Consider the following 19,832-nt stretch of genomic DNA (forward strand, 5'->3'; position numbering starts at 1 on the left):
GAGAATGGATACGATCTTGTTGCGGCACAAAAGTGACAGACGATTTTTGTTGTTGTGTGATGAGAAATACAATCCGATCTCGGAAGAACGGTCGGGTCAAGGAGTTCCCCGAAATAAAGCTTTTTATGTACGATTTCCTGGTGGCTTTATGGGGGTTTACTCTTCACCCGAAGGTCCTGTGTTTTTTGTGAATGATCACAAGATGCTTTTTAGTGACCCGGCGTGGAGAGTTTCTGTTCACAAGAAAATGGATGTTAATGAAGTTTTTTTTGCCGGGTTGACCAAGGGCGATCTTGCGTTTGAATACTCAGTAGTGGAGCTCGATCCACTGGATCCTTGGTCGGAAGAAGAGTTTGATGATTTTTATATATGGCTAACAAAAAAGCGCAATAATCGGGAATTTATAGATATCTGGACGGATGTGGTTTGAATCTTGTACCAGAGATGAAAAGTAGTGCAAGGAGTGCAAAGGGAGAGTGAAAAAAAAGGGATGGGTTTATTTGATTTAATAAATCTGTCACCTTTTGATGAATAGCTTATAAAGCACATCGACAAGGCAGATATCGTTCCGCTTGATTTCAGGAACTTGACTGTGGAGAATCAGAGCCTAGTGAAAACCTGGATCGATAATTTACCGGCTGCGTCTAAACATAAAATCCTGATCTTGAGGTGATATTGTGGGTATGTATATCGCTATTGCTGATGGAGTTGGTTGGGCTACCTCCAGAGGTGTTTTTGATTGCATCGTTGAGGGGACGAGAATCTATCTTGAAAGCTTGGATAAGGCTTGTCTTGGAAGAATATATGAATCGCTGGATGAGCAAGCTCAAAGTTTTATAGTGCTCAGGGATGTCGGAGAAGAGTGCTTCAATAGATTTTACTTTTGTTGCGAGAAGGCGATGTTGGAATTTCCACATAGCGATGCTGTTCAAGAAATTCCAAGTGATCACGTGGAAGGCATTCTCTGGAATTGGGGCGAAGTTTTGAATTTGATGCAGCGTGATCCTCGATTTAGAAAATCGTAAAGGGGGTCGTAAGGGGATTGAAAAAGGGGTGGGTTTATTTGATTTAATAAATCTGTCTCTTTTTTTTGTCCATTTTTTTTGCTCAACGGTGGTGTAATTATCCATCCATGGGTGAATGGATTTTATGAAAAGAGAATGTGATTTATATTTGTGTGATGATGTTGAGGCGTCACAGCTTAAGGTTATTCGTCTATTTGATAAAAGCTTTGTTTGTGAAAATGGTAAAAGGTATTCGGGTTATTTGCGTGTAAATGTCAATAGGGTGAAGCTGGTTTCGGTGGTTTCCGATTTGCGGCAGCGTAAGATTTTGTGCTTTAGCGTGCCGGTTGAGTATCGAGCTAGTGTTGTCTCCCATAAAGCGGCACTGGAAATAGCAAAAAAATACATAGGGGAGAGTGGGGTTATCGGTATAGAGGATCAAGCGAAAAAACCTCCCTTGGTTTGGTCTTTTAGTTTGGCAGTTATTGGGTCGGAGGAGGAAAAAACCGATGGGGTTGTTATGGTTGATCGTTTGGACGGCCATGTTTGGAGTATCGATGAGTATGAGCAGTATATGTATGACTATAACAATGTGTTCTGAAGTGGTGGTCGATCAAGTTTTGGTGTGAAAAGCGGGGGGCAGGGACTGACACCGAAAGACGGTGCCTGTGGATTCCGACCATCATTCCGTTTTATGCAGATGGCCGTTACGTTTACGACCCACGTCTGTCCGCGACTCCGATTCCAAAAGACGATTGGAAACAACACATCAAGAGGCTTAACCTAGACGGCGCTAAGATTTCTGATGTGTTGAAAGGTCCTTAAGTTATGAAGATTGAAAATGATGAAGGTCGTCTTTTGAATGTTATTGCCGAGATTGGTGTCTTGGAGTGGCGAAAGTATCAGCAGCGTTTTCCTGAGGTTATGGTCGGGAACAAGATGCAGCGTCAAGATCATTCTGCATTTCTCCCATTCATCGCTTTCAGGTTCAAAAAAGTTAGAGAAAACGATGTTGAAAAGCTAAAGCGTGTTGTTGAAAATTATAAGGGCGCGTTGCCATGGTCGATGGTGGGAAGACAGCGCGAAGGTCTTCCCGGAACTAATTGGATGATAGCCCCCTCCAGGCTATGGGAGGTAAGTGAGTGTGCGTTGAAGTCAAATATGACTGCTGCTGCCTATCTGTCTATTCACGAACCTTCACTAGGTCCAGCAGCGTACGAAGATTTGGTTGCGCTCACTGAATATATTTGCTCGGAGCTTGAACTCTCTAAAAAAAGGTGACAGATTTATTTGATTAAATAAATCTGTCACCTTTTGATTCAAAAAATGGATCAGAAAGTGAAATTAAAATTTTTCTACAGATACGGCGGAACCCACCCTGTAGTGGGCCATGTGTATTACGCTGCCGCGGAGACCTTGCCGGGGCAAGCAGGAGCGAAACGATATGACAGGTACGTGTGCGGAGTATTAATTGCGATAGCACAAACCCCCGAGAGTTGTGACCGAATTCTAGACGCCATCGACGCAATTGAAAAAGGTTCGGAAACCACTATCATTGAAGGTGGTAATGATGTGCTGCTTAATATGGATGCCTCAGGTGTACAAGTGGATATTTTGGTTAATGATGACTGGATGGGACAGCCGGAAAGTCATTTTTCATTAATGGAGTGGCGGATGGTTATTGAAAAATGGAAAAGCCTTCTTGAACGCCCTGAAGATTCCGGGCAGGTGGATCTATTAACTTTGCCATAATGAGGTAAAGAGGGCCAGGAAAAGAATGCAGAGTGGAAGGGGATAGATTTATTTAGAATCAAAAAGGGACAGATCTATTTGATTAAATAACTCTGTCCTTATTGTGGTGATTAAGCCTGGGCCATTGACCGATAGCATTGCTGAAACTTTTTCTGGCGGACAAAAAAAAGGGGACAGATTTATTTGATTAATAAATTTGTCCCCTTTTGATTGTAAAGACAATTTTCTTCCAGAAAGCCGACGGCACCGTAACCCGCTATAATAGACCTCAAGGAGGTAAATAATTATGCCGAAATTTGCTTGTGTCTGCGGTAATGTCATCAATCTGTCTCATGGAACGTCTGATTCCGAGTTTTCGTTGGTTTCTGAACGGAAGATAGATGAAGTTGGGGAGGCGCTCTCAGGACGTTGGTTGCCGGAAGAAGAGTTTTATGATCTGATCGGGCAGGGTGCGATGACGGTTTATCGTTGTAATAGTTGCGGTCGATTACATCTTGATCAAGGTGGTGGGAAGTTTAATTCTTATATAAGAGAGGCGAGGTAGCTGGAGTGAAGGGGGCGCATTTCTTTGATTAATAAATCTGAGAATCATCTGGCCGGCCTCCCCACCTCACGGAGGTGGCGCAAAATTTGGGTGCACTCATGGAACTAAAATTTTTTCATCATTGGGCCGGACCTCACCCTGTTTTGGGTGAGGTCTTTTATGACATGGCGCAGGTGAGCCCCGGGCAGGAGGGGGCTCAACGCTATGAGCTTTATGTCTGCAGCACGCTAGGTGCTGTTGCACAAACCCCCGCAAGCTGTGATCGGCTGCTTGGGTATCTGGCGTCGGTACTGGATGGAACAGAGCAATCAATTTGTGCCGGGGGGAACGACGTTGTTTTGAATATTGACTCAACTGGTGTACAGGTTGATATTTCGATGAACGACGACTGGATGGGTCAGCCAGAAAGCAAGTTTACCTTGCAGGAATGGCAAAAAATTCTTGAGGGATGGAAACATCTCTTGGAGTTACCCAAAGATTCTGAGGAAGTTGTACTGATTCAGCTACCGTAATGAAAGAAAGGGAGACAGGATTGTTTGATTAGCTGTTGGAATCAAAGAATCAAAAGGGGACGGATTTATTTAATTAAATAATTCTGTCCCCTTTTTTCCTGGCGGCCAACAAAATCGGCAACCTGAATCTGGTGGATGGAAGCCCGACCAAGATTGCGGCGCACGCGCTCGTGGGTGGTCTGAAATCCATGGCCATGGGCGGAGATTTCAAGACCGGAGCGCTGGCGGGTGGCGCCAACGAGGCCATGGTTCAATACCTGGCGGATTTGATACTGCCTGCCGATTACGATCCGAATATGCCGGGGGCCGGTCAGTCCAAAGCCAACCTGTTGGCGATGTCACAGTTGATGGCCGTGCTTTCTGCTGTGCTTGCCGGGACCGACCCCAATATCGCTGCGAACATTGCGGCCACGGCTACGCAGTACAACTACCTGTCGCACTCGGATCTTGAGCGCGCTGCGAAGGAGATGATCAACTGCGGAAACGACTCGACCTGCGCAAACAAGGCTTATGGCGAATACCATGAGCTGAGCCAGAAACAGGATATTGAGGCGGTCGCACAGTGTGCATCCAATCCGGATCGATGCGGTCCCTTCTCCAGTCTGGTTGCCGACGCGGAGAGCAAAGCCCAGAAACTCAAAGACCTGGCCGCTTCTGCATCACCTGAAGCCGCTCACCTCTTTGATCTGCTGATCACCGAGAACTATGGCTTCCAGAACATGCTGGCGGGCATTACCGCCGGGCATACGGTTGCAGCTCTTGCCGACACGCTTGTCCAGACACTCGGTATCAGTCATGAATTGGCGATGGCGGCTGTCCAAGGTTTAGCGCAGAGCGTGTCTGCCATAGCGCCGACGATCAAAACGCCTGGAGGTGGGAAGGAAACAAGCAAAGGCGGGACGTTGGGATCGGCTGACAGCGGCACCAACTCTGAAGGACCGGGTAGCCCAAAACCCAACGTCAATCCTCCCAAAGGTGGATTCGGGCCGACCTATCGTGCGGCGGACAGTGAGCAGTTGGAAAAGATTTTGACCTCCTATTACGGAGCGGATAAAACTGGCAGCAGGGTTGGGAATGGTGGTTTGGCGGACGCCGTCCGTTATGAAAAAGCAACCGGTGAGCTTTTGTCTCCCGCCGGTCACGAACAGAAGGCAGTTGAAGTTAAACTTCGATTAAATGATTTTATTCGGAATGCGGATAATCAACCTCCTGGGAAATATCCCTACAGTCAACGAGATGTAGATTTTGCTAAAGAACTTGTGAAGGATATCGAGAATGCGCTTGGTCGATGACCGGTTTAAAGAATTTTTGGGGTTTCTGAAAACTTCAGAAATGCTCTCGAAGGAATCGTTAGAGAACTCGCTACTTGAATTTGGTGGCGCAGAAGGTGTAATCGCTAGCTCGTACTACATCTCGGCGTACGAAGCTTTAGGTGGATCGTTGGCGCGCGAGAATACACTTGAAAATATTCTTTCGTTTTTTAGTGGTTTTGAAATTGAGCTCGGTGAGGATCCGGAACTCAATTATTACTTTGTCGAGTCCATAGTCGATAATTTTTTAGCTCTTGGAGGAAATGTTGGAAAATTGATTGAGGCAGCCCCTATGAATTACAGGGTGTTTTTGCGTAAGCGTTTTTTATCAGGTTGATTTGACTATCCCGTCCTGAATTAGATTTACACCTTCTGATCTGTTTTCAGGAGGAAGTAATGGAATCAGCAAAAAGGCTTAGCCAGCGAGACTACACGCTGACTTTTAAATTGTCGGTCGTCGACCAGGTCGAAAGAGGCGAGCTGAGTTATAAGGAGGCTCAGGAGCGCTACGGGATTCAAGGCAAAACGACCAGAAAAAAAGGTGACAAAAAAGGTGACAGATTTATTTGATTAAATAAATCTGTCACCTTTTAGAAAATACTTAGAAATATTGAAAAGAAGTCCAATCAGACAAGTGGTGTATATGTACAGGTGACCCCTCGATTACTGATATGTCTTTGATCGCAAGTCGTAGGTGGGGCAAGCCGAACGCTCAGAGCATAAAGACAATTTTCTTCCAGAAAGCCGACGGCACCGTAACCCGCTATAGTAGACCTCAAGGAAGTAAATGATTATGCCGAAATTTGCTTGTGTCTGCGGTAATGTCATCAACCATGTCTCATGGAACATCTGAGTCCGAGTTTTCGTTGGTTTCTGAACGGAAAATAGATGAAGTTGGGGAGGCGCTCTCAGAGCGTTGGTTGCCGGAAGAAGAGTTTTATGATCTGATCGGGCAGGGTGCGGTGACGGTTTATCGTTGTAAGAGCTGCGGTCGATTAAATCTTGATCAAGGTGGTGGGAAGTTTAATTCTTATATAAGAGAGGCGAGGTGGCTGGAGTGAAGGGGGCGCATTTATTTGATTAATGAATTTTTCCCCTTCTCAATGCTGAATGAAGGTGTGATCATTTTTTTTTTTCGTGATATTTGTAAGTAGGACACCTATGGACCTCGACGACCGAGTAGACGAAATAAAAAGCAGAGAAGATTTTGCAAAATTTCTCCATGTGTTTCGTGAAACATTGTTGCAACAGCCTGATGAATGGGAGAACCCGACGCTGGAAAGTTACTTGGATGCAATGGAAGCCTGGGTTAATTCTATTGAGGGATATGTCCTTAACTCTGGGGACTCAGAGGTTCTGCAACCTAGCTGGAAGACCTTTGCCAAGATTCTGTCGGCGGCAAGCGTTTATGAGTGATGTCAGTCGGAGCGCCTGACGATCTGTTGGATGACTGTCTAGTTCTGAAGAAGGGGCAGCTTTTGATGCCAGACGCTGTTTTGCCTCAAGCGTGAATCAGGTGATGGTCGGCCAACCAAAAAGGGACCGGGCTCGAACCACTAAATCTGAGTGGCGACTCGGTCGTAGCCAATGAAGAGGAAACGGGTTCGACGGGTTCAACCGATCATGTTGAATTGCGGAGCAAACCCTGCAGTTGAAATCTGCAGGGCGTGGTGGCTTTTAACCTTGACTTGAGACCGGCTAATGGGTGTCCCCTTTTTTCCAGCCCCGGAAACGAATTCGAGCGCGACGTGCGGCATCGTTTGATGTCGTTTGCCGGTGTTCTTTCGCTTACTTAGGATAAAGCGGCGGCAACCCACTGTCCCCAGCCGGATCCTGCACCCGCTCCGCCGTCGGAATCGTGCGGATCGCCCGCCACAGATCCTCACCCTGCCAATGCTGCCCGGTCTCGCTATACAGCGCGCCGTTCAGCCCGTCGAGCGCATCCGACAGCGGCACAAAGCGCGCTGCCATTTCTGCGAGGGTTTCCGGTTGTTGGCGAGCCCAGGCGTCGAGGGCCTGGCGGGTGGCGTGGGGGTCGTTGGCCTGGCTGGCGCGTTTGATGTCGTCGAGCAGGGTGCGCGGGCTCGGGCCGGTTTGTGTGGCGCGCAGGATTGCCGGTTGCCAGCGGGCGCGCCACCACAGGCCGAAGCCGAGGAGGGTGGTGCAGGCCAGGATCAGTGTGCTGAGTTTCCACCACCACAGCGCTTCGCTGTCGGCGGTGTTGAAGGATTGCGCGCTGCCGGCCGGGGTGTCGACCTGCAGGCTCGGGTTGTTCACCACTTGCAGGGTGCGGGCCGGCAGGCTGGTGTGTTCCAGGTGATCTTCGAAGGTGTTCCACCACACCACGTCCACGGTCGGCAGTTCGATCGAACCGCTGCGGCTCGGCACCAGGGCTTCGCGTTCTTCGCGGCTGCCGATCAGGCCACGCTCGCTGCTCTGGTTATTGAGCACCGGTTGGTCCGGGTAGCGACGCAGGCCGTTGGCCTCGGTGGCCGGCAGGGCGGGCAGTTGTGAGCTGGCCAGGCCTTCGACCTTGAGGGTCAGGCTGCGGGTCAGGGAGTCGCCGACCTGAGAGTGATCAGGTTCCGGGTTCCAGCTCTCGCTGAGGCTCAGGCTGCGGGCCGGCAGCCACGGCGCATCGGCCGGGTAAGTGATCGGTTTGGGTTTGACCGTCAGCGGGATTTCCGTAGAGGTCACTCGCAACACCTTGCCCGGTTTCGGACCCTGTGCGTTGGCGTCCTTGGCAGGCTGGGTGTCCACCTGTGTGGCGCTGAAGGTTTGCGGGGTGATGGTCAGCAAACCGCTGTGTTGCGGGAAGATTGCATAGCGCATTTCGATCACGCCATGCCGCACGCCGTTGATGTCTTTCTCGTAGGTGCGTGTATCGCCCAGCTGTTCAACCCGTGCATCGGTGATCTGCAACGGGGTGACGCTGCTGTCGTCGTACAGCGACACCGAATGGTAAATGCGCAGGGTCAGGACGGCCTGGGCCTGCACGTAGACGCTGCTCTGGTCGAGGCTGGACTCGATGAACACCGGGTCGAGCACATTCTTTTCTTCGGTTACGTCGCTTTCCACCACCTGCACGGTGATCGGCTGGCTCTGGGTTTCACCCAGTTTCAATGACGGAATCTCAACGCTGCCGTTCTGTTTCGGCAGCAGGGTGATGATCCAGCGGGTGGTGGCGCGGTTCTCGTTGTTGAGCGTGTTCAGCTGGTTGACCTGACGCGTGCCGCGCACTTCGAACAGCGGCTCCAGCGGGGTCAGGTCCGGTTTGCCGAACTGCGTGACATCGTTGGATTCGAGGGTGAGTTCCACCGTCTCGCCGGAGTTCAGGCGACTGCGATCCACACTGGCCGTCAGCTCGGCCGCCTGAGCGGTGGCCGTGCAGATCAGCAGGGGCAGCAAGAGGGCGGTGAAACGGGTCATCGAGTGTTTTCCTGATCCTGATGTTGTTGCTGTTCGTACCAGAATTTGCGCCGCAGCAGTTCTCCCGGATCGTCCGGGATCTTGCCCAGCCATTGCTCCAGTGCCTGACGCTGCTCGCCTTCGAGGTTGTCCTCGCCGGGGTTCAGCGTCGGAGCCGTGTTCTGTTCCGTGTCCGGCGCGCTGTCCGGCAATTCGTTGGGGCCCGGCTGTGGCGGGGTGGTCGGCGGTGGTTCGCTCGCTGACTCCGCAGGGTGGGCCTCAGTTTGCGCGTCATTTTTGATCGCTGGTGGCGGCGCAGTGGCGGGCGGTGGTTCGTCGCCCGGCACGTTTTGCTGCGTCGGTTGCTTATCGGGCTCGGTCGGCGGCGGGGTGTTTTTCTGCTTGAGCAGGTTTTCCACCAGCGTCTTGTTGGTCAGCGCCGGACGCAGATCCGGTTGCAGCTCCAGCGCCTGTTCATAGGCGTCGATCGCCGCTTCCAGTTCACCGCTTTTCGCCAGGGCGTTGCCACGATTGTAGTGGGCGCGGGCATCGCTGCCTTCGGCGAAACGCTCGGCGGCGCCACTGTAATCGCCGGCCTCGTACAACGCCAGGCCTTGCCACTGGTGGTCTTCGAAGTGTTGCGCAGCCTCGGCCGGACGCTTCTGTTTCAGCAGATGCAGGCCCTGCTGGTCGGGACGCAACCACAGGTCTTCGAAATTGAAAGCGTAGCTCGGTTGCGGCAGACAGAAGAGCAGCGGCAGACAGAACAACCAGCCACGGCGACCGGCGCAGGCGGCGAGCAGCAACAGTGGCAACAGCAGCCAGTAACCCTGATCAGCCCAGGTATCGAGGCGCAGGGTCTGGCCATCGTTGCGCAGGCTGCGTGGGCCGTCGAGCAGACCGAGGCTGCGCAGGTCCGATTCGTCCAGTCGTGCGCTGTGGTATTCACCACCCATGGCGTTCAAGAAGGCACCGAGGCCGGGACTGTCGAGTTGCGGCACGCGGATCGCACCCTGGGCGTCCTTGAGGAAGCTGCCGTCCTCCTGAGCAATCGGCGCTCCTTCGGCAGTGCCGACGCCAAGCATCAGCAACTGCGCCGATTGCCCGCTCAACGCGTGGCGAATGCCCTGGCGTTCCTCATCGGACAGCGAAGAACCGATCAGCAGAATACGGCCCTGACCCAGCGCTCCTTGTTCCAGCAAGGCAAGTGCCTTGCGCACGGCAAGATCGGCGCGATGGCCGCTCTCCGGCATCAGCGATGGCTTCAGGGCGTCGAGCAGGTTGCGGCTGGTCGCCAGATCATCCGACAGCGGCACCAGCGTATGGGCGCTGCCGGCGTAAACGACGATGGCGGTCTGCGCATCGCTGCGTGCTTTGAGCAGATCGAACAGCTTGCGTCGGGCTTGCTCCAGGCGCGTGGGGGGCGAATCGGTGGCGAGCATTTCCGGAGTCAACTCCAGCGCCACCACCAGCGGATCGGCCGGTTTCTGACTGGTCTGTTCGACCCGCTCCCAGCTCGGTCCGAGCAGCGCCACAACCGTCAGCAGCCAAGCGACGGCCAGCGCAACCCAAGGCAATTTGCTGTCGCGACCGTTGCCACCGCTGAGCAGTGCGGCATGGAACGCCGGCGGCAGAATCATTTGCCAGCGCCCGGCGCGCTTCTGCCGATGCCAGAGTTGCCAGATCAGCCAGCCGAGCAGTGGCAGCAACAGCAGCCACCACGGACGGAACCAGTGCGGCCAGAGCGCAATCATCGGCGCCTCCGCAGACGCAGACGCTTGAGGCGTTCGCGCCAGTCAGGCAGGGGGCTTTGCAGATACAGCTCCTTGGTGAACAGGCGTTGCAACGGGTTGTCCGGCCACAGTTCGCGAGCCACCAGCAGAATGCTCAGCAACAAGGCCAGCGCCAGCGGCCAGTGATACAAGGCTTGTGCCGGGCGAGCCTCGGTCGGTTGCTGGGCTACCGGCTCGAGTCGGTCGAGGGTGTCCTTGATCGCTTGCAGTTCCTTGCCGTCGCGGGCACGGAAATAACGGCCACCGGTAGCGTCGGCAATTGCCTTGAGTGCCGGCTCGTCGAGGTCCAGGGTCGGGTTGCCGCCGAGCAGTGCCGTGGCGCCGCTTTCCTCGGGATCGGCACCGATGCCGATGGGGTAGATTTTCACACCTTCATTGGCGGCCAGTTTTGCGGCGATCAGCGGCTCGATTTCGCCGCCGTTGTTGGCACCGTCGGTGACCAGAATCAGCACCCGACTTTGCGCCGGGCGCATGCGCAGGCGTTTCAGGGCCAGGCCGATGGCGTCGCCGATGGCGGTGTTTTTGCCGGCAATGCCGATTCGCGCTTCATCGAGCCAGACCCGAACGGTGTGTCGGTCAAAAGTCAACGGCGCCTGCAGATAGGCCTGACTGCCGAACAGGATCAGACCGACCCGGTCGCCGTCGCGACTTTCCAGAAAATCACCGAGCAGATGCTGCACGAGCGACAGGCGACTGACGTCTTCGTCGTTCCATTGCATGTCGGGAAAGTCCATGGAGCCGGACACGTCCACCGCCACCAGCAGATCGCGGCCACTGGCGGCAATCGGCAGCGGTTCGCCGAGCCATTGCGGGCGGGCGGCGGCGATCAGCAGCAACAGCCACAGCAACATGAACGGCGCCTGCTGACGCCAGGCCGGCAGATTGGCCCGGGCACGGCGACGGGCGAGGCCTTCCAGATCACCGAGGAAGCTCACTTTCAACGCCGGTTCGCCGCTGTCCGCCACCGGCAGCACAAGGCGCATCAGCCACGGTAGCGGCAACAGCGCAAAGATCCACGGCCAGGCGAACTCAAACATGCTTGCGGATCCACGTATCGACAGCTTGCGTCAGGCCGGCGATGGCCTTGTCGTCGAGTTTGCACTCGGGCTTGTAGGCGCCTTCCACCAGCACCATCCAGCGGGTCAGGCCGGCGGCGGGGCAGCGGTTGTCGAGAAACGCCAGCCATTTGCGGCCGTTGAGGGTGTGGCTCTGGCTGTAGGGATAATGGTTGCGGCACAGGCGTTTGAGCAGGCCGTTGAGCTGCTGCAGCCAGGCACCGGCCGGCGCGCCGTCGTAGGGCTTGACCATTTGTGCCAGCTCGGCGAGCGCAGCGATGCGCACAGGATCGAGCGGGATTTCGGCGCGCACGACGGGTTTCTTCTTGACCGGAATGAACCGGCGCAAGCGCCACAGGGCGAAACCGAGCAGCGGCAGCAACAAAAGCAGCAGCCACCAGCCCGGCGCCGGCGGCCAGAAGGCAATCGGTGGCGGAGACATCAGCGGTTGCAGTTGTTCGAGGCCGTTCATCGAACGCTCCCCGGACGTTGCGGGTTGAGGAACTCGCGCATCTGCTCGACCATTTCACTCTGGGTGCTCAAGGGCATCAGCAATACCCGCAGTTTTTGCGCGAGCAATTCCCAGCGGGCAATGCGTGCTTCGGCCTGGGCGCGGTAGGTTTGGCGCAGATCAAAATTCAGTGTGTCGAGCTCCAGTTGCGCACCGCGTTCGGCGAACTTCAGCAGCCCGGCGGCGGGCAGGGCGTGATCCAGCGGATCGGACAGCGGCAGCATCAGCAGGTCGCAATGGCGCGACAGCAGGCTCAATTGCTGCTCCGCGCTGTCGCTCAGGGCCCGTTCGTCACAGATCACCACCACCAGACTGCCCGGGCGCAATACTTCCCGGGCCCGGCGCAGGGCGACACCGAACGCATCGCGATCCGGCTCGCGCTCGGTGTGCAGCGACTGATTGGCCTTAACCAGACGGTTGAGCAATTGCAACAGGCTTTGCTTGCTGCGACGTGGCTTGATCTCGTAATGCTCGTTGTCGCCGAACACCAGCCCGCCGACCCGGTCGTTGTGGCCCAGCGCGGCCCAACCGATCAAAGCCGCGGCCTGCGCCGCCAGCACCGATTTGAACATCAGCCCGGAACCGAAGAACAGCCGTGTGCTTTGCTCGACCATGATGAAGATCGGCCGCTCGCGCTCTTCGTGGAACAGCTTGGTGTGCGGCTCCTGAGTACGGGCAGTCACGCGCCAGTCGATGGTGCGTACGTCGTCGCCGGCCTGGTAGACCCGCACCTGATCGAAGTCCACGCCACGGCCACGGAACTTCGAATGGTGCAGGCCGATCAGCGGGCTGCGCTGGCTCGGCGTGGAAAACAGCTGCACTTCCCGCACGCGATGACGCATCTCGATCAATTCGGCGAGGGTGAGGCGAATGCCCGGTTCGGACGGCAGGGAGGCGTTCATGGGGGTCAAGCGACGGCGACGACGTCGAGAATCCGTTGCACCACCCGATCCTGGTCGATGCCGGCGGCTTCAGCCTCGAACGACAGAATGATGCGATGACGCAATACGTCGAACAGTACGGCCTGGATGTCTTCCGGGCTGACGAAGTCGCGACCGGCCAGCCAGGCGTGGGCGCGGGCGCAGCGGTCGAGGGCGATGGAGCCACGGGGGCTGGCGCCGTAGGCAATCCATTCGGCCATTTCCGGATCGAACTTGGCCGGGTTGCGCGTGGCCATGACCAGTTGCACGAGGTATTCCTCCACGGCGTCGGCCATGTACAGACCGAGGATTTCCTTGCGTGCGGCGAAGATTGCCTGCTGACTGACCCGGCGCTCGGGCTTGGTTTCACCGTTCAGGGCTTCGCCACGGGCCTGTTGCAGGATCCGTCGTTCGACGGCGGCGTCCGGGAAACCGATTTTCACGTGCAGCAGGAAGCGGTCGAGCTGCGCTTCGGGCAGCGGGTAGGTGCCTTCCTGCTCGATCGGGTTCTGCGTGGCCATCACCAGAAACAGCGGCGACAGTTCATAAGTGCTGCGCCCGACGCTGACCTGACGCTCGGCCATGGCTTCAAGCAGGGCCGATTGCACCTTGGCCGGAGCACGGTTGATTTCGTCCGCCAGCACCAGGTTGTGGAAGATCGGGCCTTGCTGGAACACGAAACTGCCGGTTTCCGGGCGATAGATCTCGGTGCCGGTGATGTCGGCCGGCAGCAGGTCCGGAGTGAACTGGATGCGATGGAACTGGGCTTCGATGCCCTCGGCGAGTTCTTTGATCGCTTTGGTCTTGGCCAGGCCCGGAGCACCCTCGACCAGCATGTGGCCGTCGGCGAGCAGGGCGATGAGCAAGCGCTCGATGAGTTTTTCCTGGCCGAGAATCTGCGTTGAAAGAAAGGTTCGCAGCGCCAGCAGCGCTTCACGATGTTCCATCGATGACTGTTCCTGGAAAGGGTGGCCACAGGCGTTCGGATAACGCCGGGGCTGGGGGCGTTACTTTAATCCATCGCAGGGGGTGGCGACTAACGGCATTTTGCGCAAAGTGCGGGTAATGACCGGGGCAATTGTTGGAAATTTGTAGGGCCGGGGAGGTGGAGTGTTCTTCGGGGCCTCTTCGCGAGAGCTCGCTTCCACATTTGAGCGGCGTACACCGCTCTGTGTGGGAGCGAGCCTGCTCGCGAAAGGGCCGTCAAGCCGACATCAAATCTGGCTGATAAAGGTGCCAGTACCGTCAAGAATGTTCTTCAGGGTTTCCTCGACCTCGGCCAGATCGACCATGTCCGGGTTGTAGGTGATTTCCAGCACATCATCCCCGTTCAGCGCATCGGCATCCGCGGCGGCGATTTCGATCTTCAGCAGGGTTCTGGTCAGGGTGACCTTTACACCATCCAGGGTGGACGGCTCGCCTTCCAGCGTGATTTCCAGCTCATCCTCGTCCGGATAGCGGCTCATAAGAAACATTTCGCCCTTGTCGCTGTGGCAGCAGAGCATGGCCATGTTGTCTTCTTCGTCGTCGCACGGGTTGACGATGAGTAGGGCGGTGGTCATTTGCATGAGGAATTCCTGCCTCGGCGGGCTTGTTGGTCGCAATTGGGCGCGATTCTGCCAGCCCCGGGGAATTTCTGCATGTGAGAGTGTCAGAGGATGTGTCGTGAACGCGACACAGGTCAATGGTCATTCCGGGCGCGGATGTACCGTAAAAGCGGACATTCAGACCGGCGTTCTGCCTCATGAATGCTAGTGTTTACCGATGCGCAGGCCTTCGTTTACGTGCCAATGACCGAATATGTCGCAGCACTGCAAGCAGACACATTGTCGCAGCCATTAAGCTGCGCAACGGATGAGCACCCGTAAAGGCATTGCGGCAGGCCCCGTGGCGGCCCCCGGCAGTCGTTTTTGCAGATGCCCATTCATGGAAGGTGAATGTGACCTGAGTGTCTCGTCCAGCTTCACCCACCTGTCACCCTGTTTCCTCTGCCCGAGATTCAGGAACAGGGCGACGGAACGCCCCGAAAGGGGTTTTGTACGCGACGCTTTCCATCAATAACAAGCCCAAGCGGAGTACCACAGATGGCGTTCTTCACCGCAGCCAGCAAAGCCGACTTCCAGCACCAACTGCAAGCGGCACTGGCGCAGCACATCAGTGAACAGGCACTGCCACAAGTGGCGCTGTTCGCTGAACAATTCTTCGGCATCATTTCCCTGGACGAGCTGACCCAGCGTCGCCTCTCCGACCTCGCTGGCTGTACTCTTTCTGCGTGGCGCCTGCTTGAGCGCTTCGATCACGCGCAACCGCAAGTGCGCGTCTACAACCCCGATTACGAGCGTCACGGCTGGCAGTCGACCCACACCGCGGTCGAAGTGCTGCACCACGACCTGCCATTCCTGGTGGACTCGGTGCGCACCGAGCTGAACCGCCGCGGCTACAGCATCCACACCCTGCAGACCACCGTGCTGAGCGTGCGTCGTGGCAGCAAGGGCGAACTGCTGGAAATTCTGCCGAAGGGCACCACCGGCGAAGGCATCCTGCATGAGTCGCTGATGTACCTGGAAATCGACCGCTGCGCCAACGCGGCCGAATTGAATGTGCTGAGCAAGGAACTGGAACAGGTTCTGGGTGAAGTCCGCGTCGCGGTCGCCGATTTCGAGCCGATGAAGGCCAAGGTGCAGGAAATCCTCACCAGGCTCGATAACAGCGCATTCGCCGTCGAAGCCGACGAAAAGAACGAAATCAAGAGCTTCCTTGAATGGCTGGTGAACAACCATTTCACCTTCCTCGGCTACGAAGAATTCACCGTTGTCGATCAGGCCGATGGCGGCCACATCGAATACGACCAGAACTCCTTCCTCGGCCTGACCCGGATGCTGCGCACCGGTCTGACCAACGAAGACCGCCACATCGAAGACTACGCCGTCGCCTACCTGCGCGAACCGACCCTGCTGTCGTTCGCCAAGGCTGCGCACCCGAGCCGCGTACACCGTCCGGCCTACCCGGACTACGTGTCGATCCGCGAAATCGACGCCGACGGCAAAGTCATCAAGGAACACCGCTTCATGGGCCTGTACACCTCTTCGGTGTATGGCGAAAGCGTACGTGTCATCCCGTTCATCCGCCGCAAGGTCGAAGAGATCGAGCGTCGTTCCGGCTTCCAGGCCAAGGCCCACCTGGGCAAGGAACTGGCCCAGGTTCTGGAAGTGCTGCCGCGTGACGACTTGTTCCAGACCCCGGTCGATGAACTGTTCAGCACCGTGATGTCGATCGTGCAGATCCAGGAACGCAACAAGATTCGCGTGTTCCTGCGCAAAGACCCGTACGGTCGTTTCTGCTACTGCCTGGCCTACGTGCCGCGCGACATCTACTCCACCGAAGTGCGCCAGAAGATTCAGCAAGTGCTGATGGAGCGCCTGAAGGCGACCGACTGCGAGTTCTGGACCTTCTTCTCCGAGTCCGTGCTGGCCCGCGTGCAGTTGATCCTGCGCGTAGACCCGAAAAACCGCATCGACATCGACCCGCTGCAACTGGAAAACGAAGTGATCCAGGCTTGCCGCAGCTGGCAGGATGATTACGCCGCGCTGATCGTCGAAAACCTCGGCGAAGCCAAAGGCGTCGACGTACTGGCTGATTTCCCGAAAGGCTTCCCGGCCGGTTACCGCGAGCGCTTCGCTGCGCACTCGGCCGTGGTCGATATGCAGCACCTGCTCAACTTGAGCGAGAAGAAGCCGCTGGCGATGAGCTTCTACCAGCCGCTGGCCGCCGGCCCACGCGAGCTGCACTGCAAGCTGTACCACGCCGATACCCCGCTGGCACTGTCCGACGTGCTGCCGATCCTGGAAAACCTCGGCCTGCGCGTGCTGGGCGAGTTCCCGTATCGCCTGCGCCACAACAACGGTCGCGAGTTCTGGATCCACGACTTCGCGTTTACCGCAGCCGAAGGCATGGAGCTGGACATCCAGCAGCTCAATGACACCCTGCAGGACGCGTTCGTTCACATCGTGCGCGGCGACGCCGAGAATGATGCGTTCAACCGTCTGGTGCTGACCGCCGGCCTGCCATGGCGCGACGTCGCGCTGCTGCGTGCCTACGCCCGTTACCTGAAACAGATCCGCCTGGGCTTCGACCTCGGCTACATCGCCAGCACCCTGAACAACCACACCGACATCGCTCGAGAACTGACCCGGTTGTTCAAGACCCGTTTCTATCTGGCCCGCAAGCTGGGCAGCGACGATCTGGACGACAAGCAGCAGCGTCTGGAGCAGGCCATCCTGACTGCGCTGGACGACGTTCAGGTCCTCAACGAAGACCGCATCCTGCGTCGTTACCTGGACCTGATCAAAGCGACCCTGCGTACCAACTTCTACCAGACCGACGCCAACGGCCAGAACAAGTCGTACTTCAGCTTCAAGTTCAACCCGCACTTGATCCCTGAGCTGCCGAAGCCGGTTCCGAAGTTCGAAATCTTCGTTTATTCGCCTCGCGTCGAAGGCGTGCACCTGCGTTTCGGCAACGTTGCGCGTGGTGGTCTGCGCTGGTCCGACCGTGAAGAAGACTTCCGTACCGAAGTCCTGGGCCTGGTAAAAGCCCAGCAAGTGAAGAACTCGGTCATCGTGCCGGTGGGTGCGAAGGGCGGCTTCCTGCCGCGTCGCCTGCCACTGGGCGGCAGCCGTGACGAGATCGCGGCCGAGGGCATCGCCTGCTACCGCATCTTCATTTCGGGTCTGCTGGACATCACCGACAACCTGAAGGACGGCAAACTGGTACCGCCGGCCAACGTCGTGCGTCATGACGACGATGACCCGTACCTGGTGGTCGCGGCGGACAAGGGCACTGCAACCTTTTCCGACATCGCCAACGGCATCGCCATCGACTACGGCTTCTGGCTGGGTGACGCGTTTGCGTCCGGTGGTTCGGCCGGTTACGACCACAAGAAAATGGGCATCACCGCCAAGGGCGCGTGGGTTGGCGTGCAGCGCCACTTCCGTGAGCGCGGCATCAACGTTCAGGAAGACAGCGTGACCGTGGTCGGCATCGGCGACATGGCCGGCGACGTATTCGGTAACGGCCTGTTGATGTCCGACAAGCTGCAACTGGTTGCCGCGTTCAACCACATGCACATCTTCATCGACCCGAACCCGGACCCGGCCACCAGCTTCGTCGAGCGCAAGCGCATGTTCGACCTGCCGCGTTCGGCCTGGTCCGACTACGATACCAGCATCATGTCCGAAGGCGGCGGTATCTTCTCGCGCAGCGCGAAGAGCATTGCCATCTCGCCGCAGATGAAAGAGCGCTTCGACATCCAGGCCGACAAGCTGACCCCGACCGAGCTGCTGAACGCCTTGCTCAAGGCTCCGGTGGATCTGCTGTGGAACGGCGGTATCGGTACTTACGTGAAGGCCAGCAGCGAAAGCCACGCCGATGTTGGCGACAAGGCCAACGATGCACTGCGCGTGAACGGCAACGAGCTGCGCTGCAAAGTGGTGGGCGAGGGCGGTAACCTCGGCATGACCAGCTGGGTCGTGTGGAGTTCGGCCTCAATGGCGGCGGTTCCAACACCGACTTCATCGACAACGCCGGTGGTGTGGACTGCTCCGACCACGAAGTGAACATCAAGATCCTGCTGAACGAAGTGGTTCAGGCCGGCGACATGACCGGCAAGCAACGCGATCAGTTGCTGGCGAGCATGACCGACGAAGTCGGTGGTCTGGTGCTGGGCAACAACTACAAGCAGACTCAGGCCCTGTCCCTGGCTGCCCGCCGTGCCTACGAGCGTGCCGCCGAGTACAAGCGCCTGATGAGCGACCTGGAAGGCCGTGGCAAGCTGGACCGCGCCATCGAGTACCTGCCGACCGAAGAGCAGCTCACCGAGCGCGCCGCGACCGGCAAGGGCCTGACCCGTCCGGAGCTGTCGGTACTGATCTCGTACAGCAAGATCGACCTCAAGCAGCAGCTGCTGGACTCGCTGGTGCCGGACGACGACTACTTGACCCGCGACATGGAAACCGCGTTCCCGCCGACCCTGGTCAGCAAGTTCGCCGACGCCATGCGCCGTCACCGTCTGAAGCGCGAGATCGTCAGCACCCAGATCGCCAACGATCTGGTTAACCACATGGGCATCACCTTCGTTCAAAGGCTCAAAGAGTCCACCGGCATGACCCCGGCGAACGTAGCGGGTGCTTATGTGATCGTGCGTGACATCTTCCACCTCCCGCACTGGTTCCGTCAGATCGAAGCGCTGGACTACCAGGTTTCCGCTGACGTGCAACTGGAGCTGATGGACGAGCTGATGCGTCTGGGCCGTCGCGCCACGCGCTGGTTCCTGCGTGCCCGTCGCAACGAGCAGAACGCTGCCCGTGACGTCGCGCATTTCGGTCCGCACCTGAAGGAGCTGGGCCTGAAGCTGGACGAGCTGCTGAGCGGCGAAATCCGCGAGAACTGGCAGGAGCGTTATCAGGCCTACGTGGCTGCCGGTGTACCGGAACTGCTGGCGCGCATGGTGGCGGGTACGACTCACCTCTACACGCTGCTGCCGATCATCGAAGCAGCCGACGTCACCGGTCAGGATCCAGCCGAAGTGGCCAAGGCGTACTTCGCCGTGGGCAGTGCGCTGGACATCACCTGGTACAACGGGAAGATCAGCGCCTTGCCGGTTGAAAACAACTGGCAGGCCCTGGCCCGTGAAGCGTTCCGCGACGACGTCGACTGGCAGCAACGCGCGATCACCATCGCCGTTCTGCAAGCGGGCGGCGGTGATTCGGACGTGGAAACCCGTCTGGCACTGTGGATGAAGCAGAACGACGCGATGATCCAGCGCTGGCGCGCCATGCTGGTGGAAATCCGTGCCGCCAGCGGTTCGGACTACGCCATGTACGCGGTGGCCAACCGTGAGCTGAACGATCTGGCGTTGAGCGGTCAGGCGGTCGTGCCAGCTGCGGCGACGGCGGAGCTTGAGCTTGCTTGAGTAGCTGCTGAATGAAATAGCCCCTGCATTGTGAGATGTGGGGGCTTTTTTTT

The 19,832-nt window shown here is 56.9% G+C and carries 18 protein-coding genes and 2 pseudogenes; 13 read left to right on the forward strand and 7 right to left on the reverse strand.

The annotated features are described in order from the left end of the window. Positions 1-4: 4 nt before the first annotated feature. From BBF94_RS27620 to BBF94_RS15520, 12 genes and pseudogenes are all read left to right on the forward strand, one after another. Positions 5-430 (forward strand): hypothetical protein, encoded by a 426-nt coding sequence (locus tag BBF94_RS27620; RefSeq protein WP_141676586.1) that lies wholly within the window; start codon positions 5-7, stop codon positions 428-430. A gap of 117 nt (positions 431-547) precedes the next feature. Beyond that, a complete protein-coding gene (locus tag BBF94_RS28435; protein ID WP_225875061.1) occupies positions 548-673 on the forward strand; it encodes a hypothetical protein in 126 nt (41 codons plus the stop codon). Between the two features lie 10 nt (positions 674-683). Beyond that, on the forward strand, positions 684-1,025 hold the full coding sequence (locus BBF94_RS27625; RefSeq protein WP_141676587.1) for a hypothetical protein: 342 nt from the start codon (positions 684-686) through the stop codon (positions 1,023-1,025). 115 nt (positions 1,026-1,140) lie between these two features. Further along, positions 1,141-1,605: a hypothetical protein gene (locus BBF94_RS15490; RefSeq protein ID WP_141676588.1), complete on the forward strand. Its 465-nt coding sequence runs from the start codon at positions 1,141-1,143 to the stop codon at positions 1,603-1,605. 227 nt (positions 1,606-1,832) lie between these two features. Next, complete coding sequence (locus BBF94_RS15495) at positions 1,833-2,285, forward strand: hypothetical protein (RefSeq protein ID WP_065259861.1); 453 nt, start codon at positions 1,833-1,835, stop codon at positions 2,283-2,285. Positions 2,286-2,330: 45 nt separating this feature from the next. Next, complete coding sequence (locus BBF94_RS15500) at positions 2,331-2,756, forward strand: hypothetical protein (protein ID WP_225875059.1); 426 nt, start codon at positions 2,331-2,333, stop codon at positions 2,754-2,756. Between the two features lie 286 nt (positions 2,757-3,042). After that, a complete protein-coding gene (locus BBF94_RS27205) occupies positions 3,043-3,300 on the forward strand; it encodes a hypothetical protein (RefSeq protein ID WP_225875060.1) in 258 nt (85 codons plus the stop codon). A gap of 98 nt (positions 3,301-3,398) precedes the next feature. Beyond that, entirely contained in the window at positions 3,399-3,812 is a 414-nt protein-coding gene (locus BBF94_RS15505; RefSeq protein ID WP_065259862.1) for a hypothetical protein, read from the forward strand. 113 nt (positions 3,813-3,925) lie between these two features. Then, on the forward strand, positions 3,926-5,104 hold the full coding sequence (locus BBF94_RS28180; RefSeq protein WP_225875062.1) for a DUF637 domain-containing protein: 1,179 nt from the start codon (positions 3,926-3,928) through the stop codon (positions 5,102-5,104). Further along, a complete protein-coding gene (locus BBF94_RS15515; RefSeq protein ID WP_065259864.1) occupies positions 5,088-5,459 on the forward strand; it encodes a hypothetical protein in 372 nt (123 codons plus the stop codon). The genes BBF94_RS28180 and BBF94_RS15515 overlap by 17 nt, the downstream gene beginning before the upstream one ends. 59 nt (positions 5,460-5,518) lie before the next feature. Beyond that, a pseudogene (locus tag BBF94_RS27635) lies at positions 5,519-5,653 on the forward strand (IS3 family transposase); the annotation flags it as partial. 630 nt (positions 5,654-6,283) lie between these two features. Continuing rightward, complete coding sequence (locus BBF94_RS15520) at positions 6,284-6,538, forward strand: DUF7660 family protein (protein ID WP_065259865.1); 255 nt, start codon at positions 6,284-6,286, stop codon at positions 6,536-6,538. A gap of 372 nt (positions 6,539-6,910) precedes the next feature. Here the strand turns inward: BBF94_RS15520 and BBF94_RS15525 are convergent, their stop codons facing one another. From BBF94_RS15525 to BBF94_RS15555, 7 genes are all read right to left on the reverse strand, one after another. Then, on the reverse strand, positions 6,911-8,551 hold the full coding sequence (locus tag BBF94_RS15525; protein ID WP_065259866.1) for a BatD family protein: 1,641 nt from the start codon (positions 8,549-8,551) through the stop codon (positions 6,911-6,913). Next, entirely contained in the window at positions 8,548-10,284 is a 1,737-nt protein-coding gene (locus BBF94_RS15530) for a vWA domain-containing protein (RefSeq protein WP_065259867.1), read from the reverse strand. The genes BBF94_RS15525 and BBF94_RS15530 overlap by 4 nt, the downstream gene beginning before the upstream one ends. Further along, positions 10,281-11,360 (reverse strand): vWA domain-containing protein, encoded by a 1,080-nt coding sequence (locus BBF94_RS15535; RefSeq protein ID WP_065259868.1) that lies wholly within the window; start codon positions 11,358-11,360, stop codon positions 10,281-10,283. Before BBF94_RS15535 ends, BBF94_RS15530 begins: the two co-directional genes overlap by 4 nt. Beyond that, the gene (locus tag BBF94_RS15540; protein ID WP_065259869.1) at positions 11,353-11,850 is read right to left on the reverse strand and encodes a DUF4381 domain-containing protein; all 498 of its coding nucleotides are present in this window, start codon (positions 11,848-11,850) and stop codon (positions 11,353-11,355) included. The genes BBF94_RS15535 and BBF94_RS15540 overlap by 8 nt, the downstream gene beginning before the upstream one ends. Next, the gene (locus BBF94_RS15545; protein ID WP_065259870.1) at positions 11,847-12,791 is read right to left on the reverse strand and encodes a DUF58 domain-containing protein; all 945 of its coding nucleotides are present in this window, start codon (positions 12,789-12,791) and stop codon (positions 11,847-11,849) included. Before BBF94_RS15545 ends, BBF94_RS15540 begins: the two co-directional genes overlap by 4 nt. Positions 12,792-12,796: 5 nt before the next feature. Next, entirely contained in the window at positions 12,797-13,756 is a 960-nt protein-coding gene (locus BBF94_RS15550; RefSeq protein WP_065259871.1) for an AAA family ATPase, read from the reverse strand. Between the two features lie 267 nt (positions 13,757-14,023). Further along, complete coding sequence (locus BBF94_RS15555; protein ID WP_065259872.1) at positions 14,024-14,377, reverse strand: hypothetical protein; 354 nt, start codon at positions 14,375-14,377, stop codon at positions 14,024-14,026. Positions 14,378-14,893: 516 nt separating this feature from the next. Between BBF94_RS15555 and BBF94_RS15560 the strand changes: the two are divergent. Beyond that, positions 14,894-19,779 (forward strand): annotated as a pseudogene (locus BBF94_RS15560) (NAD-glutamate dehydrogenase). The last annotated feature ends 53 nt before the right edge of the window (positions 19,780-19,832 follow it).

The sequence above is a fragment of the Pseudomonas bananamidigenes genome (genome assembly GCF_001679645.1).
Lineage (GTDB): Bacteria > Pseudomonadota > Gammaproteobacteria > Pseudomonadales > Pseudomonadaceae > Aquipseudomonas > Aquipseudomonas bananamidigenes.